This is a genomic window from Umezawaea sp. (genome assembly GCF_057122925.1).
On record NZ_DBNGPQ010000032.1, the window covers coordinates 21,245 to 43,678 of the forward strand.

At 71.7% G+C, this 22,434-nt stretch carries 20 protein-coding genes and 2 pseudogenes; 15 read left to right on the top strand and 7 right to left on the bottom strand.

Features of this window, described 5'->3' with window-relative positions; genetic code table 11:
• Positions 1-50 precede the first annotated feature (50 nt).
• Genes purS through purL form a run of 3 tightly spaced genes read left to right on the top strand, consistent with a single transcriptional unit; the run spans position 51 to position 3,237 of the window.
• Positions 51-290 carry a phosphoribosylformylglycinamidine synthase subunit PurS gene (gene purS / locus AC156L_RS04865; RefSeq protein WP_330877038.1) on the top strand — a complete coding sequence of 80 codons (240 nt, stop codon included), beginning with the start codon at positions 51-53 and terminating at the stop codon, positions 288-290.
• Positions 287-964 carry a phosphoribosylformylglycinamidine synthase subunit PurQ gene (gene purQ, locus AC156L_RS04870; protein ID WP_330877037.1) on the top strand — a complete coding sequence of 226 codons (678 nt, stop codon included), beginning with the start codon at positions 287-289 and terminating at the stop codon, positions 962-964. Before purS ends, purQ begins: the two co-directional genes overlap by 4 nt.
• Positions 961-3,237, top strand: coding sequence for a phosphoribosylformylglycinamidine synthase subunit PurL (purL, locus tag AC156L_RS04875; protein WP_484406630.1), 2,277 nt, complete (start codon positions 961-963; stop codon positions 3,235-3,237). The genes purQ and purL overlap by 4 nt, the downstream gene beginning before the upstream one ends.
• Before the next feature lie 48 nt (positions 3,238-3,285).
• Here the strand turns inward: purL and AC156L_RS04880 are convergent.
• The 4 genes and pseudogenes from AC156L_RS04880 to AC156L_RS04895 all read right to left on the bottom strand — a co-directional run.
• Positions 3,286-3,831, bottom strand: a pseudogene (locus AC156L_RS04880) (GH25 family lysozyme); the annotation flags it as partial.
• Positions 3,832-3,867: 36 nt separating this feature from the next.
• Positions 3,868-4,485, bottom strand: a complete 618-nt coding sequence (locus AC156L_RS04885; protein ID WP_330877035.1) for a GH25 family lysozyme — start codon at positions 4,483-4,485, stop codon at positions 3,868-3,870.
• An 8-nt stretch (positions 4,486-4,493) separates the two neighbouring features.
• On the bottom strand, positions 4,494-5,318 hold the full coding sequence (locus AC156L_RS04890; protein ID WP_330877034.1) for a lysozyme: 825 nt from the start codon (positions 5,316-5,318) through the stop codon (positions 4,494-4,496).
• Positions 5,319-5,446: 128 nt separating this feature from the next.
• Positions 5,447-6,301, bottom strand: coding sequence for an aldo/keto reductase (locus tag AC156L_RS04895; RefSeq protein WP_330877033.1), 855 nt, complete (start codon positions 6,299-6,301; stop codon positions 5,447-5,449).
• 105 nt (positions 6,302-6,406) lie between these two features.
• On the opposite strand from AC156L_RS04895, the gene AC156L_RS04900 reads away from it, so the two are divergent.
• On the top strand, positions 6,407-7,264 hold the full coding sequence (locus AC156L_RS04900; protein WP_414719922.1) for a LysR family transcriptional regulator: 858 nt from the start codon (positions 6,407-6,409) through the stop codon (positions 7,262-7,264).
• Between the two features lie 914 nt (positions 7,265-8,178).
• On the opposite strand, the gene AC156L_RS04905 is transcribed toward AC156L_RS04900, so the two are convergent.
• Positions 8,179-9,255: a pentapeptide repeat-containing protein gene (locus AC156L_RS04905; protein WP_330877031.1), complete on the bottom strand. Its 1,077-nt coding sequence runs from the start codon at positions 9,253-9,255 to the stop codon at positions 8,179-8,181.
• Between the two features lie 128 nt (positions 9,256-9,383).
• Between AC156L_RS04905 and AC156L_RS04910 the strand changes: the two genes are divergently transcribed.
• A complete protein-coding gene (locus tag AC156L_RS04910) occupies positions 9,384-10,199 on the top strand; it encodes an SAM-dependent methyltransferase (protein ID WP_330877030.1) in 816 nt (271 codons plus the stop codon).
• A gap of 61 nt (positions 10,200-10,260) precedes the next feature.
• Positions 10,261-12,432, top strand: coding sequence for a putative bifunctional diguanylate cyclase/phosphodiesterase (locus AC156L_RS04915; RefSeq protein ID WP_330877029.1), 2,172 nt, complete (start codon positions 10,261-10,263; stop codon positions 12,430-12,432).
• A 282-nt stretch (positions 12,433-12,714) separates the two neighbouring features.
• On the opposite strand, the gene AC156L_RS04920 is transcribed toward AC156L_RS04915, so the two are convergent.
• Positions 12,715-13,131: a MarR family winged helix-turn-helix transcriptional regulator gene (locus AC156L_RS04920; RefSeq protein WP_330877028.1), complete on the bottom strand. Its 417-nt coding sequence runs from the start codon at positions 13,129-13,131 to the stop codon at positions 12,715-12,717.
• Positions 13,132-13,186: 55 nt separating this feature from the next.
• On the opposite strand from AC156L_RS04920, the gene AC156L_RS04925 reads away from it, so the two are divergent.
• From AC156L_RS04925 to AC156L_RS04965, 9 genes are all read left to right on the top strand, one after another.
• Positions 13,187-13,921 carry an alpha/beta fold hydrolase gene (locus AC156L_RS04925; protein ID WP_330877027.1) on the top strand — a complete coding sequence of 245 codons (735 nt, stop codon included), beginning with the start codon at positions 13,187-13,189 and terminating at the stop codon, positions 13,919-13,921.
• A gap of 216 nt (positions 13,922-14,137) precedes the next feature.
• On the top strand, positions 14,138-15,163 hold the full coding sequence (locus AC156L_RS04930; protein ID WP_330877026.1) for a glucose 1-dehydrogenase: 1,026 nt from the start codon (positions 14,138-14,140) through the stop codon (positions 15,161-15,163).
• Between the two features lie 437 nt (positions 15,164-15,600).
• Complete coding sequence (locus AC156L_RS04935; RefSeq protein WP_330877025.1) at positions 15,601-16,200, top strand: DUF3558 domain-containing protein; 600 nt, start codon at positions 15,601-15,603, stop codon at positions 16,198-16,200.
• Between the two features lie 121 nt (positions 16,201-16,321).
• Positions 16,322-16,711, top strand: coding sequence for a transcriptional regulator (locus AC156L_RS04940; protein WP_330877024.1), 390 nt, complete (start codon positions 16,322-16,324; stop codon positions 16,709-16,711).
• Positions 16,712-16,752: 41 nt separating this feature from the next.
• Positions 16,753-18,102, top strand: coding sequence for a PPE domain-containing protein (locus AC156L_RS04945; protein ID WP_330877023.1), 1,350 nt, complete (start codon positions 16,753-16,755; stop codon positions 18,100-18,102).
• Entirely contained in the window at positions 18,099-18,905 is an 807-nt protein-coding gene (locus tag AC156L_RS04950) for an ESX secretion-associated protein EspG (protein ID WP_330877022.1), read from the top strand. The genes AC156L_RS04945 and AC156L_RS04950 overlap by 4 nt, the downstream gene beginning before the upstream one ends.
• Positions 18,906-19,022: 117 nt before the next feature.
• Positions 19,023-20,696: a glycosyl hydrolase family 28-related protein gene (locus AC156L_RS04955; RefSeq protein ID WP_330877021.1), complete on the top strand. Its 1,674-nt coding sequence runs from the start codon at positions 19,023-19,025 to the stop codon at positions 20,694-20,696.
• 39 nt (positions 20,697-20,735) lie between these two features.
• A complete protein-coding gene (locus AC156L_RS04960) occupies positions 20,736-21,083 on the top strand; it encodes a sterol carrier family protein (protein WP_414719921.1) in 348 nt (115 codons plus the stop codon).
• 19 nt (positions 21,084-21,102) lie between these two features.
• Positions 21,103-22,050 carry a pirin family protein gene (locus AC156L_RS04965; RefSeq protein ID WP_330877019.1) on the top strand — a complete coding sequence of 316 codons (948 nt, stop codon included), beginning with the start codon at positions 21,103-21,105 and terminating at the stop codon, positions 22,048-22,050.
• On the opposite strand, the pseudogene AC156L_RS04970 reads toward AC156L_RS04965, so the two are convergent.
• Positions 22,047-22,434 (bottom strand): annotated as a pseudogene (locus tag AC156L_RS04970) (alpha/beta hydrolase); the annotation flags it as partial. The gene AC156L_RS04965 and the pseudogene AC156L_RS04970 overlap by 4 nt on opposite strands.

Below are 22,434 nucleotides of genomic sequence, written 5' to 3' on the forward strand. Positions count from 1 at the left end.
AGGTAGGCTGTGCGGTATCCCCCGCCCTCTGTAACAGGGAGCAGCCTGCTGTGGCTCGTGTCGTTGTCGACGTCATGCCGAAGCCCGAGATTCTCGACCCGCAAGGTCAGGCGGTGGCCAATGCGCTGCCCCGGCTCGGGTTCGAGGGAATCACCAGTGTCCGCCAGGGCAAGCACTTCGAGTTGGAGGTCGACGACTCGGTCGACGACGCCACGCTCGAGAAGATCGCCGAAACCTTCCTCGCGAACCCGGTCATCGAGGACTGGGTGGTTCGGCGGGTCGACGCATGAGCGTTCGCGTTGGGGTGATCACGTTCCCCGGCACGCTGGACGACGTGGACGCCGCTCGTGCGGCGCGGTACGCCGAGGCGGAGGCCGTGCCGCTGTGGCACGGTGACCCGGACCTCAAGGGTGTCGACGCGGTGATCGTGCCGGGTGGGTTCTCCTACGGCGACTACCTGCGCTGCGGCGCCATCGCCCGGTTCGCGCCGGTCATGCAGTCCGTGGTCGAGGCCGCGGGCAAGGGGATGCCGGTCCTGGGCATCTGCAACGGGTTCCAGATCCTGTGCGAGGCGGGTCTCCTGCCGGGCGCGCTGGTCCGGAACTCCGGTCTGCACTTCGTGTGCAAGGACCAGTGGCTGAAGGTGGAGAACAACACCACCGCCTGGTCCAGCCGCTACGAGGTGGGCGCCGAGATCCTGGTGCCCCTCAAGTCGGGCGAGGGCGGCTACCAGGCCACCCGGTCCACCGTGGACGAACTGGAGGGTGAGGGCCGCGTGGTGTTCCGCTACGTCGGCGACAACCCCAACGGGTCGCGCGGCAACATCGCGGGCATCACCAGCGCCAACGGCCGGGTCGTCGGCCTCATGCCGCACCCGGAGCACGCGATCGACGCGCTGACCGGCCCGACGGACGACGGACTGGGCATGTTCCTGTCCCTGATGGATGCGGTGGTGAACGCATGACGACCGACACCGTCAAGCACGCGGAGACCACGCCGGACCAGGAGCAGCCGTTCCGGGAGCTGGGTCTCAAGGACGACGAGTACGCCCGCATCCGCGAGATCCTCGGCCGCAGGCCGACGGACGCGGAACTGGCGATGTACTCGATCATGTGGAGCGAGCACTGCTCCTACAAGTCGTCGAAGGTGCACTTCCGGCACTTCAGCGAGTCGCTGACCGACGAGATGCGCGCCAAGATGCTCGCGGGCATCGGTGAGAACGCGGGCGTCGTCGACATCGGCGACGGCTGGGCCATCACGTTCAAGGTCGAGTCGCACAACCACCCGTCCTACGTCGAGCCGTACCAGGGCGCGGCGACGGGCGTCGGCGGCATCGTGCGCGACATCATCGCGATGGGCGCCCGGCCGCTGGCCGTCATGGACTCGCTGCGCTTCGGCAAGGCGGACGCCCCCGACACGCGCCGGGTGCTGCCCGGCGTCGTCGCGGGCGTCGGCGGCTACGGCAACTGCCTCGGCCTGCCGAACATCGGCGGCGAGGTCGTGTTCGACGAGTCGTACGCGGGCAACCCGCTGGTCAACGCCCTGTGCGTCGGTGTGCTGCGGGTCGAGGACCTGCACCTGGCGCACGCGTCCGGCGCGGGCAACAAGATCATCCTGTTCGGTGCTCGCACCGGGCTGGACGGCATCGGCGGCGTGTCCGTCCTCGCGAGCGACACGTTCGCGGGCGACGACGGCAGCGGCAAGCGCAAGAAGCTGCCCGCGGTGCAGGTCGGCGACCCGTTCACCGAGAAGGTGCTGATCGAGTGCTGCCTTGAGCTGTTCGGGCAGGGCATCGTCGTCGGCATCCAGGCCCTCGGCGGCGCGGGCCTGTCCTGCGCGACCTCGGAGCTGGCCAGCGCCGGTGACGGCGGCATGCACGTCTACCTGGAGCGGGTCCCGCTGCGGGCGACGGGCATGACCCCGGCCGAGATCCTGTCGAGCGAGTCGCAGGAACGCATGTGCGCGGTCGTCGCGCCGGAGAACGTCGACGCGTTCATGGCCGTCTGCGCGAAGTGGGACGTCATCGCCTCCGAGATCGGCGAGGTCACCGAGGGCGACCGCCTGGTGATCACGTGGAACGACGAGGTCGTCGTGGACGTGCCGCCGCGCACCGTGGCGCACGAGGGCCCGGTCTACCACCGGCCCATCGAGCGCCCGGCCGACCAGGACGCGCTCGTGGCCAACGGCCCCGAGTCGCTGGCCAGGCCGACCGAGGCCGCCGACATCCTGAAGACCATCGTCACGATGGCCGCCTCGCCGAACCTCGCGTCGCGCCGCTGGGTCACCCAGCAGTACGACCGCTACGTGCGCGGCGGCACGGTCCTGGCGCAGCCGTCGGACGCGGGCATGATCCGCATCGACGAGGAGACCAACCGCGGCATCGCGCTGGCCACCGACTGCAACGGCCGCTTCACCAAGCTCGACCCGTACGCAGGCGCGCAGCTCGCGCTGGCAGAGGCCTACCGCAACGTGTCGGTCAGCGGCGCGACGCCCATCGCGGTGTCGGACTGCCTGAACTTCGGCTCGCCCGAGGACCCGGCCGTCATGTGGCAGTTCGAGCAGGCCGTCAAGGGCATCGCCGACGGCTGCCGCGAGCTGGGCATCCCGGTGACCGGCGGCAACGTCAGCTTCTACAACCAGACCGGCAGCACGGCGATCCTGCCGACGCCGGTCATCGGCGTGCTGGGCGTGATCGACGACGTGCGTCGCCGCATCCCGACCGGCATCGGCGCCGAGGCGGGCGAGACCCTGCTGCTGCTGGGCGACACCCGCGACGAGTTCGGCGGCTCCGAGTGGGCCCACGTCGTGCACGGCCACCTGGGCGGCACGCCGCCGAAGGTCGACCTCGCACGGGAACGCCTGCTCGGCGAGGTGCTGCTGGCGGGGTCGCGCGACGGCATGGTGTCCGCCGCGCACGACCTGTCCGACGGCGGTCTGGCCCAGGCGCTGGTCGAGGCCTGCCTGATCGGCGAGACCGGCGCGCGGGTGTTCCTGGACGGTGACCAGGACGCGTTCACGCAGCTGTTCAGCGAGTCCGCCGGCCGCGTGCTCGTGGCCGTGCCGCGCAGCGAGGAGCTGCGGTTCACCGACATGTGCACCGCGCGCCAGCTGCCGTGGCGCAAGGTCGGCGTCGTCGACCCGGAGTCGGAGTCCCTGGAGATCCAGGACCTCGGCCAGCTCCCGCTCGGCGAGCTCCGCGCGGCCTGGGAGGGCACCCTCCCCGCGCTGTTCGACTAGCACCGGTGGTGGTGGGGAGGCCGTGGTGGTCTCCCCACCACCTCGGGGTCAGCCGTTGGCCAGCGCCTGGAGGCGGTCGTAGCCGCCGTTGAACAGGTTCTGGTCAACAGGCGTCGACGAGTACTGCCAGAACGTGTGGAAGTCCCGGTCGAACGGGAGCGCGCCGGGTGTCGAGGCGTACCCGGCCACCCACAGCGGGTTCGTGGTCTTGAAGCTGGCGTTGACGCACTGGTCCCACCAGCTCGTGGACGTGTGGATGACCGGGTGGACGCCGGTCCGCGCGTGGTAGGCGTCGCTGAAGGCGAGCACCCAGGACGTCATGGCGGCCCTCGACAGGCCGTGGCAGGTGCCGCCGTAGGGGTTGTGCTCCACGTCCAGCGCACCCGGCAGGGTTCGGCCGTCCCTCGACCAGCCGCCGCCGTTGGCGAGGAAGAACTCCGCCTGCGCCTGGCCGCTCGACCGGTCCGGCAGCGCGAAGTGGTAGGTGCCGCGGATCATGCCGACGTCGTACGGGCCGTTGTACTGCTGGGCGAAGCACGGGTTGCGGTAACCCGTGCCCTCGGTGGCCTTGACGTACGCGAACCGCTTGCCCCGCCTCCGGTGAACGGGTCACCGGAAGGACCAGGCGCCTCACTCGCCGACGAGCGCGAGCAGCCTGTCCCGCGGGTGCCGCTCCACGGACGGTGACGGTCGGAGCCACAGCGGGTAGACGCCCCGGCCGCGGGGCAGCGCCCCCGGCGTCGCCGAGTGCTTGTCCACCCGCAGCGGGTTCACCGGGCCCGCCTCGGCGCCCGCGCACTGGCTCCACCAGGTCGTCGACGTGTAGACGACCGGGTAGCGGCCGGTCCACTCGTGGTAGGTGTCGCCGAAGTCCAGCACCCAGTCCGACAGCGCGGCCCTGGACAACCCGTAGCAGGCCTTGCCGTACGGGTTGAACTCCAGGTTCAGCGCGCCGGGCAGGGTCATGCCGTCGTTCGTCCACGCCCCGCCCTTGTCCACGAAGAACTCCGCCTGGTCCGCGCCGCTCGACCGGTCCGGCAGCGCGAAGTGGTAGGCGCCGCGGATCAGGCCGGCGTCGAACGACTCGGCGTACTGGCCGCCGAAACCGGGGTTCACCCGGTCCACTCCCTCGGTCGCCAGCACGTAGGCGAACCTCTTCCCCTGCTGCCAGAGGGCCGTCCAGTCGGCCTCGGTCGGCTCCTGCGCGCTCACGTCGACGCCGGACACGGCGCTCTCCACCTGCCTCACGGCCGCGCTCAGCCCAGCGCCAGGCGGACCAGCTGGTCGTGGTCGCCGTTGAAGAGGTTCTGGTCGCCGGGGAACAGCCCGGCCGCGTCCCACTGCCAGATGGTCTCGTGGTCCCAGCCCACGGGCAGCGGGCCGAGGACCTCGGCGTAGTGCGCGACCCACAGCGGGTTCGTCCGGCCGAAGTGGACGGTGCCGCCGACGCACCTGTTCCACCAGCTCGCGGAGGTGTAGATCGTCGGGTACCGCTGCGTGCGCGCGAGCATCCGGTTGCTGAAGTCCAGCACCCACCGGGTCATCTCGGCCTGGTCCAGCCCGTAGCAGGCGTCGCCGTACGGGTTGTACTCCATGTCCATCGCGCCGGGCAGCGTCTTGCCGTCCGCCGACCAGGCACCGCCGTTGTCGGCGAAGAAGTCGGCCTGCTCGGCTCCGCCGGAGCGGTCCGGCAGCGCGAAGTGGTACGCGCCGCGGACCATCCCGACCTCGTAGGAGCCGATGTACTGCTGGGCGAACTTCGGGTTGCGGTACCCGGTGCCCTCGGTCGCCTTCACGTAGGCGAAGCGGGCGCCGTCCGCCCACGACCGCTCCCAGTCGACGTCGCCCTGGTGGCTGCTCACGTCCATGCCCGGTACCTCGCCGAACGGTGCGAGGGACCGGGCGGTCCTGGTCGTGCCCTCGTGCTTGGCGATCTGCGAGCCCGCGTGGTGCTCGGCGGACCCTTCCGGCAGCGGTGCCGCGGTGGTGCTCGACACGGGCGTCGCGACGAGCGCGCTCGCCGCGAGCGTGATGACGCCGAGCCGGGTGGTCCAGGCGCGGAAGCGGGGTCGGTCGACCACGGGACGCCCCCATTCGGTCGTAGATCGTTGAGCCGTTAGGCCTAGATCATCCGTCCGGATCGGGCGAACCGCACCCGGTGATCACCCGAGTGGACCAGTCGAAGGGCACGTTCGGGGACGGCCTCCGACTAGTCCAGGCGTGCGAGCTCGTCGGCGGTCAACTCAACGTGGGTGGCCCCGGCCGAGTTGCGGATGCTCTCCGGCCGCGACGAGCCGGGGATCGGGATGACGACCGGGGCCTTGGCCAGCATCCAGGCGAGGCACACCTGCTGCGGGCTGGCGCCGTGCGCCTCGGCGATCTCGGCGAACGCCGAGTTCCGCTCGCCCAGTTCGCCGGCCTTGCCGATGCCGCCGAGCGGGCTCCACGGCAGGAAGGCGATGCCCATCTCGGCGCACAGCTCCAGCTCGGGTTCGCTCGACCGGAACGACGGGGAGAACTGGTTCTGCACGGAGACGAGCCTGCCGCCGAGGACCTCGTTCGCGAGCCGGATCTCGTCGGGGTTGAAGTTCGAGATGCCCGCCTGCTTGACCTTGCCCGCGTCCAGCAGCTCCGCCAGCGCGCCGAACGAGTCGGTGAGCGGGACGGTCGGGTCCGGGCGGTGGAACTGGTAGAGGTCGATCGCCTCGACGCCGAGCCGCTTGAGCGACGCGTCGCAGGCCGACCGCAGGTACTCGGGGCTGCCGTTGAGCGCCCAGCCGCCGCCCGCGACCCTGGTGTGGCCGCCCTTCGTCGCCACGAGCACGCCGTCGGCCGCCGACCCGAGCCCGCGCAGGGCCTCGGCGATCAGCTCCTCGTTGTGACCGAAGTCGGTGTCGTCGAGCGAGTAGGCGTCCGCGGTGTCGATCAGGGTCACGCCCGCCTCCACGGCGGCGCGGACCGTGGCCAGCGCGCGTTCGCGGTCCGGGCGGCCTTCGACGGACAGCGGCATGCCGCCGAGTCCGATCGCACTGACCTCGACGTCGCCGATCCGGCGGGTGCGCATCAGGTGTACCTCCTGGGACGAAAGTGGTGGACCGAGTCTGCGCCCGAAGAATTAAGCTGTCCAACAGAACAGGCTTATGACATTCAGCAGTTTGGGTGATTAGTCGTGGAACTGCGCCAGCTCGAGTACTTCGTGGCCGTGGCCGAGGAGTGCCACTTCACCAGGGCCGCCAAACGCGTGCACGTCGCCCAATCGGGTCTGTCCGCCTCCATCCGCTCGCTGGAGGCCGAGCTGGGCGCGCCCCTGTTCGTCCGCAGCACCCGTCAGGTCGAGCTGACCGAGGCGGGCCGCGCCCTGCTGGTCGAGGCCCGGCGCGCGCTCGGCTCGGTCGACGCCGCCCGCGACGCCGTCGCCGCCGTGCAGGGCCTGCTGCGCGGGTCGCTGTCGGTCGGCAGCCTCCAGTGCCTGCACGTCGTCCACCTGCCCGCCGTGCTGGCCGCGTTCCACGACGCGCACCCCGGCGTCGAGATCCGGCTCCGGCAGGGCGGCACCGCCGACCTGGTGGACGAGGTGCGGGCGGGCCGGGTCGACGTGGCGTTCGTGACGCGCTCGCCCGACCGGGACGTGCGGATGTCCACCCTGGCCACCGAACCCCTGGTGCTGGCGTGCGCGCCGGAGCACCCGCTGGCCGGGCGGCCGTCGGTGGCGCTGCCCGAGCTGGCGGGCGAGTCGTTCGTGGACTTCAACGAGGGCTGGGGGACGCGGGACGTCGTCGACCGCACGCTCGCCGCGGCCGGGGTGGACCGGCGGGTCGGCGTGGAGGTCAACGACGTCCACTCACTGCTGGACTTCGTCGGCTTCGGTCTCGGCGTCGCGCTGGTGCCGCGGTCGTTCTCGCTCAAGACGGACCTGGTCCGGTTCGTCGACCTGGACGGCGGCCCGGTCGCGGAGACCGTCGTCGTCACGGGCACGACGGTCAGCGCCGCCGCCAGGGCGCTGCTGGACCTCGTACGAGCCGGTTAGCTCCCAGCCCGCGGGCGGCGCGATCCTCATGGCGGTGCCGGGCTCGACGGTGAGCGCGCCCCTCACCGGCTTCGGCAGGTCGGTGCCGAGGTGCAGGAACGTGCCGACCACGGCGCCGCGGACGTCGAACTCGTCGGCGAAGGTGACGTCCTGCAGGGACAGTCCGCCCGCGAACCTCGCCTCGGCCGCCGACGCGCGGCCGTGGAACACCGCCCCGGAGAACAGCGCGGGCTTGGACGCCCGCAACTCGTTGATCATGGTGATGCCGTAGAAGTGGGCCCGGCGCGCGTTGAGCCGCCCGATCCTCCTGCCCGACAGCCGGAAGTACTCCAGCCGTGCCCCGGTCAGGTCCAGGTGGTAGGCGGTCGGGTCCTCGTCCGCGCCCCACGGCAGCAGGTCGGTGATCAGCCGCTGGGCGGTGCGCCGCACCTCGCGCTCCCGGTCGCTGCTCGCCAGCTCCTCGTCCGTCGACTCCCTCGGCAGCTTGTCGGGGTCGCCCGAGTAGTCGCCGGTGAAGCCCGCGTGGTGGAACGGCCTGCGCAGGTACGCGCACAGCACGTCCAGCACGGTCTGCTTGTACCGCGGCGCCGCCGCCGTGAGCCCGGCCAGCGCGTGCATCGCACCCACCCGCACCTGGTCCGCCTCGTGGCCGAGCATCTCCACCGACCGCGCGAACCGCTCGTCGGCGACCTTGTCGCTCTCCAGTTCGTGCCGGGCCTCCTCGGTGCGGCGCCTGCGGTCGTTGAGCCACAGCGCGTACAGCGCCACGACCGCGCCGCCCGCGAGCCCACCGGTCTTGACCGCCTCCGCCTTGGACAGCTTCGGCTCCACCAGCAGCAGCACCACGACCGTCGCGACGGTCACGGCGACCGCCCCGAGCACGCTGGCCAACAACATCCCGCGTCCGCGCACCATCAGCTCCTCACCAGTCCGGTGCCGTCGGGGCGCTGGTCGACGACCCACCCGTCCGGCAGCTGGTTCTCGTGGTTCAGGGACACGAACATCGAGTGCGTGCGGGCCACCTGGCCGCCCGCCATCCGCAGGTCGAGACCACCGGTGAACTTCGTCCCGCTCAGCTCGACCGGCTGGTCGAACACGGCCCGCTCGAAGGACACCGGTCCGGAGAACTCGGTCCTGGTGAACTTCACCGGCCCGAGGAAGCGGGTGTCCCGGAAGTCGACCCAGTCGTCGGCGGACGCCTCCTGGAACGAGACCTTCCCGTGGAACACCGCGTCGTGCAGGTGCAGCCGCCCCTCGACCTGGCAACCGCTGAGGAACGCGTCGCCGTGCACGTGCGAGTGGTGCAGCGAGTTGGAGTGCCGCAGCACCGCGTCCCGCAGCGTCAGCCGCCCGATCCGCCGGTGGGACAGCTCCAGGAACGACAGGGTCGCCTTCGACAGGTCCACCTCGTAGTGCGGCGCGTCGACCTCGCCGACCTCGGGCAGCAGGTCGGCGATCAGCCGCTGGGCCGTGCGGCGCACCTGGAGTTCGGCCTCGTCCTGGTCGTCCCCCAGCTCGAACGGCCTGCGCAGGTAGGAGCACACGATGTCGAGCACGGTCTGCGTGTACTCGGTGCGCGACCGCGCCAGCCCCGCCAGCGCGTGCAGCGCGCCGACCCGGACCTGGTCCGTGTCGTGCCCGAGCAGTTCCACGGCACGGGCGAACCGCTCGTCGGCGACCCGCGACCGGTCGTGCTCGGCGCGCTGGTTCTCCAGGTCCTGCCGCGCTTCCTCGGTCCGCCGCCTGCGGTCGTTGAGCCACAGCGCGTAGAGGGCGATCACCGTGCCGCCCGCGAGGCCGCCGGTCTTGATCGCCTCGTTCTTGGCCGCGTTCGGGTCGAACACGACCAGCCAGCCGCTCACCAGGAGGAACGCGCCCACGGCGCCGACGATCGTCGGCGCCAGCATGTTGCGCCTGCCCTTGAGCCTGATCACCGCGAACGCCGCCGCGGCGGCGAGCACGACCGCTCCCGCGATCCAGAGGTACTTCACAAGACGGGCATTGTGCTCGGTGGGCGCCACCGCTGTCCCCGGAACCACCGGGGGTTCGTGCGGGCGGTGTGCCAACTCACCGCTGTGGACCATGATGGGCGGGCAACGGTGGTGACGAGGGGGAGCACGTGGCTGAGCGGCCCGGTTGGGCGTCGGGGGACATGGACCTGGAACGCCCCAGCGTCGCTCGCATCTACGACTACTTCCTCGGCGGTGCGCACAACTTCGCGGCGGACCGGGCCGTGGCGAACAGGACGCTGCGGGCCATGCCCGAGCTGCGCGGGGTGGTCCTGACCAACCGGGCGCTGCTGCGCCGGATGGTCCGCCACCTGCTGGGCCTGGGGATCCGCCAGTTCCTCGACCTCGGTTCCGGCATCCCCACGGCGGGCAACGTGCACGAGATCGCGCACCGCGTGGACCCCTCGTCGAAGGTCGTCTACGTGGACGTCGACGCGGTCGCCGTCGCGCACGGCAGGTCGATCCTCGTGGACGTGCCGAACGCGACCGCGCTGCGGGCCGACGTCCGCGAGGCGAAAACCGTGCTGGAGTCCGCAGAAGTGCGGTCGACACTGGATTTCGACCAGCCGATCGCCGTGCTGATGATCGCGCTGCTGCACTTCGTGCCGGACTCCGACGAGCCGCACCGCCTCGTCGCCGAGTACCTCGACCCGCTCGTCCCCGGCAGCTACCTGGGCGTGTCGCACTCCGGTTACGAGGACGGAGAGGAGGGTGAGGGCGCCGCACGGGCGCGCCGGACCTACAGCGAGGAGGTGGCCAGGATGACCCACCGCAACCGGGCGGAACTCGCCGGCCTGTTCGGCGACCTGGAGATCGTGGACCCCGGCGTGGTGCGGATGCCCTACTGGCACCCGGAGTCGCCGGACGACGTCGACGAGGCCGCGGCGCGCTTCCCCGGGTTCGCCGCGCTGGGGCGCAAGCGGTAATGGTCGACTCCAGTGGGCAACCGGCCGTATCCTCTGCGTTTGTGGCGGCAGGCCGACGAACATGACGGAACGGGTTGACCAGCGGGTGCCCAGCAGCCGATCGGAACTGGACCCGGCCCTGGTGGCCGGGGCCGAGGCGTTCGCGCGCACGTGGGCCACGGCGGTGATCGGCAGCAGCTACGTGCCGATGACCAGGGCCGAGGTGGCGGAACACCTCCAGGCGTTGACCGAGGTGCTGGTCACCGCGCTGTTCGCGAACCCGTTCCGCACGGCCCCCGGCCACGAGATCGGCGCCCGCCTGGTCGAGGCCCACTTCACCGGCACGGACACGCTCGGCCGCACCGTGCAGCTGCTCGGCGACGACCTGCTGACCGAGCTGGGCATCACCCTGGACGACCGCATGGCGCCCCGCCTCGCCGCGCTCCAGGGCGCGCTGGCCGCCGGGTACGCCCGCGCGCTGCGCGAGCGGACGCTGGCCGAGCAGGAGGCCATCCGGGCAGCCGTCCTCGACGCCCGCGACCAGGCCGAGGCGGCGCTGCGGGCCAGCGAGGCCCGGTTCCGCGCGATGTTCACCGAGGCCGCCATCGGCATCGGCATCGCGGACATCGAGGGCCGCATCCTCGACGTCAACCAGGCGTTGCAGGACATGCTCGGGTTCACCGTCGACGAGATGCGGCAGTACAACATCCGCGACCTCATGCACCCCGAGGACAGCGGTACCGTCTGGCGGCTCTACGACCAGCTGATCGCGGGCGACTGCGACCACTACCGCGCCGAGAAGCGCTTCCACCGCGCCGACGGCGAGCAGGTGTGGACACACCTGACGCTGTCGCTCGTGCGCGACGACCACGGCGAGCCGCAGTACCAGGTCGCGATGATCGAGGACGTCACCGACCGCCACCTGCTCCAGAACCGCCTGCGCTACCAGGCGCTGCACGACCCGTTGACCGGCCTGCCGAACCGCGCGCTGTTCCTGGAACGCCTCGGCCGCGTGTTCGCCGCCGCCGCGGGCGCCACCGGCCGCAGGGCCGGTCTCTGCTACCTCGACCTGGACGGCTTCAAGGTCATCAACGACAGCCTCGGCCACGACATCGGCGACCAGCTGCTGGTGGAGGTGGGCCGCCGCCTGGACCACTCGGTCTCCGGCGACGGCAAGCTGGTCGCGCGCATGGGCGGCGACGAGTTCGTCATCCTGGTCGAGGGGTCGGACAGCACCCAGGACATCGTCAACGTCGCCGACCGCGTCCTGCACGAGCTGGAGGCCCCGATCAAGATCGGCGGCCACGAACTGACCGTGTCCGCCAGCATCGGCATCGTCGAACGCCCCCTCCTGGGCACGACCGCCGCCGACCTGATGCGCGACGCGGACATCACGCTGTACTGGGCGAAGGCCGACGGCAAGTCCCGCTGGGCCCTCTACAACCCGGAGCGCAACGCCCGCGAGGTCGCCCGCTTCACCCTCTCGGCCACCATGCCCGCGGCGCTGGAGCGCGACGAGTTCTACGTCGACTACCAGCCGCTGGTGCGTCTCGCGGACAGCAGGATCACCGGCGTGGAGGCGCTGGTCCGCTGGCAGCACCCCGAGTTCGGCAGGCTGGCACCGGACCGGTTCATCGAACTGGCCGAGGAAACCGGCCTCATCGTCCCGCTGGGCCGCTGGGTGCTGCGCAAGGCGTGCGAGGAGGGCCGCCGCTGGCTGGAGGAGTTCGGTGACGCGGCCCCTTTCGTCAGCGTCAACCTGGCGGTCCGGCAGAGCCGCGACCCGGAACTGGTGCGCGACGTGAAGCGCATCCTCGACGAGTGCGGCCTACCACCCCACCACCTCCAACTGGAACTCACCGAGAGCGCCATCATGGGCACGGCGGACGAACCGCTGGAAGCCCTGCGAGCCCTGTCGGACATGGGTGTCAGGATCGCCATCGACGACTTCGGCACCGGCTACTCGAACCTCGCGTACCTCAAGCACCTGCCGGTGCACGAACTCAAGATCGCGGGGTCGTTCATGGAGGGCTTGCGCGCGGCGGACGAGGAAGACGCCGTGGACGCCCAAATCGTGTCGACCCTGGTGCAGCTGGCCCACGCCCTGGGCCTAGGCGTGACGGCCGAGGGAGTAGAAACCCCGGCCCAGGCGAAAAGGCTGCACCGAATCGGGTGCGACACCGGTCAGGGCTGGTTCTTCGCCCGACCGGGTCGCCCCGAGGACGTGGACCACCTACTACGCGGCGGCCTTTAAAAAGCTTGCCACAACAAAAGCAGGCCAGGGCCTTCCCTGAGCCACGGCCGATTTTACTCGGGGGATGTGACCCTTGCCCTGGTAGATCGGGCAGGCGGTCACCACCTGCCCCTGAGCCCGATCACAGGGTCAGATCGAGGGGGCCCCGAGTCACATCGGCCACCCCGGCTGGGACCGACAGCCACCCGATCCCCTGGGACTCGCAGTTACCCGATCTCGGGGACTCGCAATTACCGATCTCGGGGACCAGCAGCGACCCATTCCCCCAGGACTGGCAACCGCTCACCCCCGCCCCTCGATCAACACCCGCAACATCCCGTCGAACCGCTCCAACTCCTCCGAGCTGAACACCGAGAACGACTCCGCGGCCACCCGAGCGGCCACCTCCGCCCCGGCCCACCGCAACTCCACCCCCAGCGCGGTCAGCCGATGCCGAACCGCCCTCCCCGGCCCCGGCACCCTCTCGATCAACCCCCTCCCGATCATCCGGCCGGCCAACGTCCCGAACGCCTGATCGCTCTGGAACGTCAACAGGGCCAGGTCGTGCAACGACGCCTCGGGGTTCTCGTCCAAGTGCCGCAACGCGTCCCACTGCACCAGGCTGATGTCCAGCTCGGCCAACTCCGCCGTCATCGCGCGGTGGTGCCGCATCTGGAGCCGCTTCACCGCGTGCGCCACGTCCTGGGGAGATCTGCTCACGGCCACCACCGTAGTCCACTTGTTTATATAAACATGTTGATATAGCGTCTCCCGCATGTTTTCCGATGAAGGCCAGGGCCGCCCCTTCCTCCTGCTGCACGGCGGCGGAGGCCCTCGAACCGTGGCCGGGTTCGCCCGCCTCCTGTCCGAACGCGCCAGGGTCGTCACCCCGGTGCACCCCGGTTTCGGCGGCACCCCGCGCCCCGCCGACCTGACCGACATCCGCGGCCTGGCCCACCTCTACCTGGACCTCCTGGACGACCTCGACCTGCGCGACGTCACCGTCATCGGCAACTCCATCGGCGGCTGGATCGCCGCCGAGATGGGGGCCGCGGGCAGCGACCGCGTCACCGGCGTCGTCCTGGTCAACGCCGTGGGCCTGGAGAGCCCGAACCACCGGGTGGTCGACGTCTTCCCGCTGGCCCCCGCCGAGCTGGCCGCGCTGAGCTTCCACGACCCGGCCGGGTTCACCCTCGACCCCGCCGCCATGACCGGGGCGCAGCTGACCGCGGCGAAGGCCAACCGCGAAGCGCTCGCCACCTACGCGGGCACGGCGATGACCGACCCCACGCTCCGCGACCGCCTGCGGGGCACCTCCGTCCCCACCCTCGTCCTCTGGGGCGAGTCCGACCGGGTCGTCACCCCGGACTACGGCCGGGAGTACGCCGAGGCCATCCCCGGCGCCGAGTTCCGCCTGCTCCCGAACACCGGCCACGTGCCCCAGGTGGAGACCCCCGACGCGCTGCTCGCCGAGGTGTGGGCGTTCGCGACCGGCCAGCCCGCCCGCTAGACCAACCCCGGCCGCGCTGCCCCTCCCCGACCGAGGAGCCGAACCCGTGCCGACCACCAGGTCACGGGCGGGTGTTCCGCTGATCACCCGTCCGGCCCGGACGCGCCCGTCCGGCTAGCCTCGCCGGGTGGCACACGACACCGCACCCCGACGCACGTCGGTGACCGGCACCGCCGTGCCCGACGACCAGGGCCGCACCCGCGACGGAGGAGACCGATGAGGGCAGCGTTCGTGGTGCCGGGCAAGCCGGAGCTGGCCGAGGTCGTCGAGTGGGCCGACCCCGTGCCCGCCGACGGCGAGGTGCAGGTCGAAGGCCTGCTCGTGGGCATGTGCGGCACCGACGTGGAGATCGTCCGCGACGGCTTCGGCACACCGCCGCCCGGCCGGACGGGGTTCGTGCTGTTCCACGAGTCGCTCGGCCGGGTCGTGGCCGCGCCGATGGGCGGCGACCTGGCGCCGGGCGACCTGGTCGCGGGGGTGGTGCGGCGGCCGGACGCCGTGCCGTGCTCGGCGTGCGCCGTGGACGCGTGGGACTTCTGCCAGAACGGGCAGTACACCGAGCGCGGCATCAAGGAGCTCGACGGCTACGGCATGCAGCGGTGGAGCGTGCCGCCGAAGTACGCGATCAAGCTCGACCCGACCCTCGGCGACCTCGGCGTGCTGACCGAGCCGACGTCCATCGTGGCCAAGGCGTGGGACCAGGCGCTGCTCAACTGCCGCCGCGCCCACCTGACGCCGCGGACCGTCCTGGTCACCGGCGCGGGCCCGATCGGCCTGCTGGCGGCGATGCTCGCCGTGCAGCGCGGCCTGGCCGTGCACGTGGTCGACCGGGCCACCTCCGGCCGCAAGCCGGACCTCGTGCGCGGGCTCGGCGCGACCTACCACTCCACTGTGGACACCGTGCCCGAGGTGGACGTCGCGCTGGAGTGCACCGGTGTCGCCGAACTGGTCTGGGAAACCGTCCGCCGCGCCGCCGTGACGGTGCTGACGGGACTGTCCGGCGACCACGGCGCGTTCCCCGCCGAACGCCTGGTGCTCGACGAACTGGTGCTGCACAACCGTTCCGTCGTCGGCTCGGTCAACGCGGGCCTGCCCGACTGGCGCACCGCCGCCGCGGCGCTGGCCGCCGCCGACCGCTCGTGGCTCGGCGGCCTGATCACCCGCCGGGTGCCGCTCGACCGCTTCGTGGACGCGATGGAGCGGCAGCCCGACGACGTGAAGGTGGTCGTGGACCTCGCCTAGCGGACCGGTGCGGCCACCACCTTCCCCGCGTTGTTGCCGGGCACCTCGCCTCCTGGGGCGGACGCGCGGTACCGCGCCGCGCGAGCTGCACGTCCCGGAACAGCCCCTGGCCGCGGTCCGGTGGGAGCTGCGACCGGTCGGTGAAGTGGATCGCCAGGTCGTCCGCCCGGTCCGACGGGAACGCCTTGATCGCCAGCGCGTTGTCCCCTTGCGCAGCAACGGGTCACGTCGAAGTCGTGGGTCGGGCAGGTGCCGACGACCTGGTCCGGGCCCGCGACCCCCGTGCCGTTGAGCCGCACCTCGCCGCGGGACATCACGCCGCCGTTGAGCTTGAGGAACGTGTGCACGCCCGCCGCGGTGGTCGGGCGAACGGCGGCGGACCGGTGTTGATTCCGAACCGGCACTCTCCGCGACTCGGGATCCGATACCTTGCCCCCATGAGCCACTGGCACCGCGCCGCGGCACTCGCCGCCGCCGTCGCCCTCCTCGCGGGCTGCTCGCAGAAGACCTCGGGCTCCGCGTCCTCCGGGGCGTCCGAGTCGGGCGGGGCCACCTCGGCGACCTCGGCCGCGCGGCCGTCCGCGAGCGCGAAGCCACCGGTCACCCGGCCGAAGGAGGTCGACCTCACCGGCGTCGACTCGTGCTCCGTGCTCACCGACGCCCAGAAGAAGCAGTTCGACCTGGTCAGGGAGTCGGCGAGGCTGCCGTACCCGACCCATCCCGAGGCGGTCCTGTGCTCGCTCGGGTCGAGCGACTTCTCCTACGGGGTCGGGGCCGCGGTCATCACGAGCGAGGGCATCGAGATGTACGCCGAGGGGCTGGAGTCGGGCAAGGCCTCCGCGACCGTGGTCGGGGGCTTCCCCGCGGTCCTGAGCGAGTTCCCCGGCGCGCTGCCCGCCTGCTTCGTCGGCCTTGACGTCGCGGACGGCCAGATGGTCGAGGTCCAGGTCGACGGCTCCAAGCTCCCGATGCCCGAACTGTGCACCCGCGCCACGAAGATCGCCGAAGCGGTCGTCCAGACGATCAGCGCGAAGTGACGGACGTCCTGAGTAGAACTGCGCGAATACCAGTGGAACCGTCGCGGCGCGCCCTGCATCAGAGTTAAAGTCGTCTCAATTGCACTCACTGGGGTAAGTGCAGGACTGAGGAGGGTGTGCCGTGTTCATCGCGGATGGTGGTGGGGGCTCGTCGCAGCCCTCGGTTCCTGCGTACAGCGGTTCGAAGCAGGGGCTCAAGATCGAACCCTCGGCCATTCCCGCTGCTCGGAAGGTTTTCGAAGACGCCCTGACCGTGCTGGACGAGCAGATCAGGGCGACCCGCGCCTCGCTCAAGGCGCAGGAGTGGGCGCGCGACCCGGTCAGCGCGGAGACGGCGGAGAAGTTCAACGTCCGCACCTTCGAGGGCGGGGACACCGCCGCCACCGCCGCGATCCTGGCGTACCGCGAACAGCTCAGCGGAGTTGTGAGTCAGCTCACTCAAATCGAGGCCACCTACCGCAGGGTCGAGGGTGACAACGTCGCGTCCTGGGGGCGCGTCAACCCGGCCTGAACCGGCCAGCCGTACGACCGCACCCGAGGGGGCGAAGGACCATGGGCGATCACCGCTGGCGCGGGTACACCCACGAAGAACTGCACAAGATGATCAACGGCGGCCCTGGCGTGGCCGCGTCCATCCCGCTGGAGGACAGCTGGAAGGCGCTGTCGGAGACGCTCACCCAGATCGACGCGTCCATCCAAGAAGGACTGACGAAGGTCGGCGCGAGCTGGGAGGGTTCCTCGGCCGAGGCCGCCACCGCCGCCCTGTCGCCGCTCGCGGCGTGGGCGACCGACGCGGGCCAGGGCGCGGACACGATGAAGGCCTCCGCGCACCTCCAGGGCGGCTACATCGCGGACGCGCGCAAGGAGATGCCCGAGCCGCTGCCGATCACGACCGAGGCACCGTCCACCGGAGACAAGGTGCTCGGCGCGCTGGCCGGTCCCGTGGGCATCATGCACGTGATCAACCAGCAGAAGGACCACGAGGCCCAGGAAGCCGCTCAGGACAACGCTGAGCAGAAGGCCGTCACGGTCATGAACAACTACCAGTCCAGCAGCGAGTGGAACAGCGACACGCTGGGCGAGTTCGTCCCGCCGCCGCAGGTCGTGATCGACACGCCGCCGCCGAGCGGCGCGGGCTCGTACAACAGCACCAGCGCGAACTACACGAGCACGGACTCGTCGACCTTCACGCCCAAGGGCGGCGACGGCACCACGAGCACCTCGTTCGCGGCACCGCCGACGGGCACGCCGATCAGCCAGCCGCCGGTGTTCACCGGTGGCGGCACGACGAACCCGTCGTGGACGCCTCCGCCGGTCCAGCCGCCGGTGAACCTGCCGCCGGTCCAGCCGACGCCTCCGCCGCCCGGTGGCTTCCCGCCGCCCGGTGGGTTCCCGCCTCCCGGCTCCGGCCCGGTCCGGCCCCCGGTCAGGCCCGGCCCGGTTCCGCCCGGCGGTCTCCGGCCGACCGGTCAGCCCGGTCCCGGTGGCCGTCCCGGCGTGCCCGGCGGCTTCCGACCCGTGGGTCCCGGCGGTCCTGGAGGCCCCGGCGGTTCCTCGGGCGGTCCCGGTGGCCAGGGTGGTCCGGGTGCCGGTCGCGGCGGCTTCGGCGGCGTGCCCGGCGGTCCCGGCCAGGGCATGAGCGGTGCGAACGGCCCCGGTGGCCAGTTCGCCGGCCGTCCCGGCGGCCCCGGTGGTCCCGGCGGCGGCTTCGGCCCCGCTGGCGCGAACGGCCCCGGTGGCCGTCCGGGCCAGGGTGCCGGTGGCATGGGTGCCGGTCGTGGGGGCGACGGCGAGGAGGACGGCGAGCACAAGATCGCGGACTACCTGGTGGAGACGGGTGACGTGTTCGGCGACGAGCGCCTCGTCGCGCCGCCCGTGATCGGGGAGACGCCGCAGCAGTGACGTACTTCGGGGGGCCGGTGGAGAGGGAGCCCGTGGTCCTCTCCACCGAGGAGTTCGACGTCGTGTGGGAGCACCTGCGACTGGGGCCGATGCCCCTCGTCATCAAGGTGCCCTCACCCGGCAAGACCGAGCGCGAACGCCGCGACCTGGAACTGCGGGTCTGGCACGCGCTGGAGTCGCGTGGGTTGGGGCGGCCGATCGCGCTGCACCCCGAGTTCGACCACCTGATCAGGATGTTCGTCCGCCCCCAGGTGGAGGTGGACGCCAGGGTGTGGACGGGCAGGAGCGTCCGCGTGCTCGCCGTCGCGAACGGCGACGCGGGCGCGGTGGCCACGCTGTCCGGCGACCGGATCACGTTGCAGCGCGCGGCGGGGTCCGGTCTGCCGACGGCGGTGATCGCCGCGCTGCCGCAGCACCCGGCCGGGAGCGGGCACTCGGTGACCATGCCGAGCGCCGACCTGGAGGCCGCCGTCCAGAAGTCCGACGGCACGCCCAAGAGCCTGGAGAACTCCCTGCGGGAGCACGGAGTGCGGGACGAGGACGCGAAGACGCTGGTGAAGATGTTCACCAACCTCGTCCACACCGGCAACTTCGGTGCGGCCGCCCGCGACCGGTACGGCAAGCGCTGCCGTCCGGAGCGGGTGGTCGCGTTCTTCGACACCGAGGACGGCCGCTACCTCCAGCAGCGCCGTGCGTCGGGCGGCACCGAGCCCTGGAGCACGTTCACCCCCACCGACCTGCGCAGGTTGACCTTCCAGGTCGACGAGCTGCTCGCGGAAGCCGTGCGCAGCGCGAAGGGCTGAGGTTCCGGGCCCGTGCCGCAGGAGTGCCACGGGCCCGGACCAGCCCTGGCGCACACCCCGCCGATGGGGTTTGATCACCCTCACCGCCGCCGCCCCCTTGCACGAGGAGACGGCGACATGACCATCGAGCGCAGGCGCTTCCTGATCGGCACCGGGATCGGCCTGGCACTCCGGGCCCCGTTCGGGCCCCCGGCGCACGCCAGCGCCACCGAGCAGCCACCCGCGGAGAAGGCCGCCCTCTGGCGGGAGTTCGCGGCCGACCCGTACGACCACCCGCAGATCCCCAACGTGGCCTACGCGGGCTACCGGACCGGTGAACGGCCGCCGCGCCGCCCGGTCCGCGCGAACGTCCTGAGCTTCGGCGCGAGGAACGACGGGTCGGCCGACGCCTCGGCCGCCATCAACCGGGCCGTCGAGGCCGTCGGCCGCCGAGGCGGTGGCACCGTCCTCGTCCCCGCCGGGACGTACCGGATCGACGACATCATCCGCATCGGCCACGACGACGTCGTGCTGCGCGGCGAGGGCAGCGGCCGGACCGTGCTGCACGCGACCCGTTCGCTGGAGGAGGTCGTCGGCGTCAACCGCAGCCGCTACGGCAGCGAGAACTCCGCGTGGAGCTGGAGCGGCGGACTCGTGTGGGTGTGCCACCGCGACCGCTACCAGCCGTTGATCGACGCCATCAAGGCCCGCCGGTGGCCGTTCGAGGGCTGGACGGGCAACGAGGGCGACGTCGGCGAGGACCTGACGACGCTCGCGGAAGCGGCGCCGCGCGGGGCGTTCACGATCACCGTGACCGACGGTCGCGAGCTGCGCGCGGGCCAGCGCGTGCTGCTCAAGCTGGACGACGACGGCCGGCACGGGCTGCCGAAGCTCATGTGCGGCGACGTCGAGGGCACCGCCGCCTACGACTGGGCGAGCAAGACCAAGCTGCTCACCTACTTCCCGTTCCAGTGGCCGGTGCGGATCAAGTCGGTGCGCGGCAACAGGGTTCGCCTCGAACAGCCGCTCCCGCTCGCCGCCCGGCCCGCGTTCCGGCCGCGCCTGACGACGTTCGGTCCGGTCGTCACCGGCGCGGGCGTCGAGGGGCTGACCATCCGGATGGTGAAGACCCCACGGCCGAAGCACCTGCTGGACAAGGGGTACAACGGTCTGGTGTTCCAGTGCGCGTGGGACTGCTGGGCTGACGACGTGTCCGTTGTGGACAGCGACAACGGCTTCCTCTTGGTCTCCAGCAAGGGGATCACGCTCACCCGCACCGGCGTGAGCGGTCGCGGGCAGCACCACTCGTACGCGTGCCGCGAGCAGTCGCACGACAACCTGGTGCAGGACTTCGCCATCGGGGCGTTCACCGAACCGCCGACACCCGGCTCCACCCACCACGGCATCAACGTCGAAGGCCTGTCGTGCGGCAACGTCTGGTCGCGCGGCCGGATGGAGGCGGGCACGTTCGACACCCACCGCGGGCTGCCGTTCGGCAACGTCCGCACCGAGGTGGAGGTGTTCAACGACGGTCAGCACGGCGGCAGCGCGGACGCGGGTCCGTTGTACGGGGCCAGGTTCGCGCACTGGAACGTGACGATCACCAACGCCCGCGCGGGCTGCGTGAAGATCGACACCGTGGCGCCGTCCAGCGCGACCGTGGCCATCTCCGAGTGCACCGAGTTCGGCCAGGTCGACAAGCCCGACTTCGCGGGCGCGCTCGGCTCGCGGATCGAGCTGCACGGGACGACCGCCGTACGACCCGCGAACCTGCACGCGGCGCAGCGGGACCTCCGCCGACACCGCGACTAACCTGGACGGGTGCCGTCGAAAACCGTTGACCCACACGAGATGCGCGCCGCGGTGGCGGCCGTGCTGCCCTGGCTGGAGGGCGCCGCCGACCAGCCGGAGCGGACCGTGCTCGCCGCCGCGGTGCGCCTCAGCCTCCGCACCCTGGAGCAGGACGCCCCCGGCCGCAGCGTCGAGGTGCGCGTGCCGCCGTTCGCCGCGGTGCAGTGCGTCGCGGGTCCGAGGCACACCCGCGGCACGCCGCCGAACGTGGTCGAGACCGATCCCCGCACCTGGCTCGAACTCGCGACCGGCAGGCTGACCTGGGCGGACGGCCTCGACGCCGCGAGGATCACGGCATCGGGCAGTCGCGCCGACCTGTCCGCGCTGCTGCCCGTCCTGCGCCTCTAGCGCGATCTACCATTCCGGCATGAGCAACGCGGAAGCGAGCCCCGAGGTCGTGCCCTGCGAGTCCACGCGCTCAGCTCCCCAGCTCCTGCTGCCGCGCCTGGTCCCGCTGGGCGGTCCCAGGGCCCAGCCGGTCCGCCGCACGCTGCCGCAGCGCGCCAGGTCCCTCATCGGCGCCTGGTGCTTCATCGACCACTACGGTCCCTCGACGCCGAGCATGGCCGTCCCCGGCCACCCGCACACCGGCCTTCAGACCGTGTCCTGGCTGTTCAGGGGCACCATCGAGCACCGCGACACCGTCGGCACGAGGTCACTGGTCCGGGCGGGCGAGGTGAACCTCATGACCGCCGGTCGCGGCATCGCCCACTCCGAGCACGCCACCGCGGACTCGGACCTCCTGCACGGCGTCCAGCTCTGGGTGGCCCTGCCGGACCGCGACCGCTTCACGGCTCCGCGCTTCGAGCACCACGTCCCGACCCCGACGGCCGTGGGCGACGCCACCGCGACCGTGTTCCTGGGTTCGCTGGCGGGCTCGTCGTCGCCGGTGGAGACCAGCACGCCGCTGCTCGGAGCCCAACTGGACGCCCCCGCGGGCTCGACGCTGACCCTCGACGTCGACCCCGCGTTCGAGCACGGGCTCCTCGTCGACTCGGGTGACGTCGAGGTCGAGGGCGTGGCCGTGACCGACGCCCAGCTCCTCTACCTGCCCACCGGCGCCGAGACCGTGACGATCGCCGTCGGCGACCACCCGGCCCGCCTCCTGCTGCTCGGCGGCGAACCGCTCGACGAGCGCATCGTCATGTGGTGGAACTTCATCGGCCGCACCCACGACGAGGTCGAGCGCTTCCGCGCCGAGTGGCAGGCCCAGATCCCGGAGCGGGAAGGCCCGTACGGCACCTTCCCCACCGAGTGGCCCTCGGTCCTACCGGCCCCGGAACTGCCGAACGCCCGCCTCAGGCCCCGCGACTAGAACCACGACCCGATCGTCTTCACCGCGCCCGCGGCCCCGTCGTAGACGTCCCGCCCGAACTCCGCGACGTTGCCGACGGTGCCGACCACGATGTCCCCGGCGTCGTTGAGCAGCTCCACCCCGGTGTCCGCGGCACCCTGCCCGGCCTCGGACCAGTTGCCGGAGAACAGGTCGCCGACCACCCGCCCGCCACCCGTGACGACGTCGCCGACCAGGTCCGCGCCACCGGCACCGACGTCGCCGACCAGGTCGACCACCGGCCCCACACCGGGCAGGTTCGAACCGGGCAGCGACGGGCCGACCGGGCTGTCGTACCACTTCTGCGACGTCACCGACCCACCGTCGCCGGTCGCGATCTTGGCCAGGTTGGAGACGGACTCGCTG

What these genes read in the sequence shown, in the direction of transcription:
- purQ (WP_330877037.1), top strand. Translation starts at nt 287, where the DNA reads ATGAGCGTTCGCGTTGGGGTGATCACGTTCCCCGGCACGCTGGACGAC.
- purL (WP_484406630.1), top strand. Translation starts at nt 961, where the DNA reads ATGACGACCGACACCGTCAAGCACGCGGAGACCACGCCGGACCAGGAG.
- AC156L_RS04895 (WP_330877033.1), bottom strand. Translation starts at nt 6,301, where the DNA reads ATGCGCACCCGCCGGATCGGCGACGTCGAGGTCAGTGCGATCGGACTC.
- AC156L_RS04915 (WP_330877029.1), top strand. Translation starts at nt 10,261, where the DNA reads ATGACGGAACGGGTTGACCAGCGGGTGCCCAGCAGCCGATCGGAACTG.
- AC156L_RS04925 (WP_330877027.1), top strand. Translation starts at nt 13,187, where the DNA reads ATGTTTTCCGATGAAGGCCAGGGCCGCCCCTTCCTCCTGCTGCACGGC.
- AC156L_RS04930 (WP_330877026.1), top strand. Translation starts at nt 14,138, where the DNA reads ATGAGGGCAGCGTTCGTGGTGCCGGGCAAGCCGGAGCTGGCCGAGGTC.
- AC156L_RS04935 (WP_330877025.1), top strand. Translation starts at nt 15,601, where the DNA reads ATGAGCCACTGGCACCGCGCCGCGGCACTCGCCGCCGCCGTCGCCCTC.
- AC156L_RS04945 (WP_330877023.1), top strand. Translation starts at nt 16,753, where the DNA reads ATGGGCGATCACCGCTGGCGCGGGTACACCCACGAAGAACTGCACAAG.
- AC156L_RS04955 (WP_330877021.1), top strand. Translation starts at nt 19,023, where the DNA reads ATGACCATCGAGCGCAGGCGCTTCCTGATCGGCACCGGGATCGGCCTG.
- AC156L_RS04960 (WP_414719921.1), top strand. Translation starts at nt 20,736, where the DNA reads ATGCGCGCCGCGGTGGCGGCCGTGCTGCCCTGGCTGGAGGGCGCCGCC.
- AC156L_RS04965 (WP_330877019.1), top strand. Translation starts at nt 21,103, where the DNA reads ATGAGCAACGCGGAAGCGAGCCCCGAGGTCGTGCCCTGCGAGTCCACG.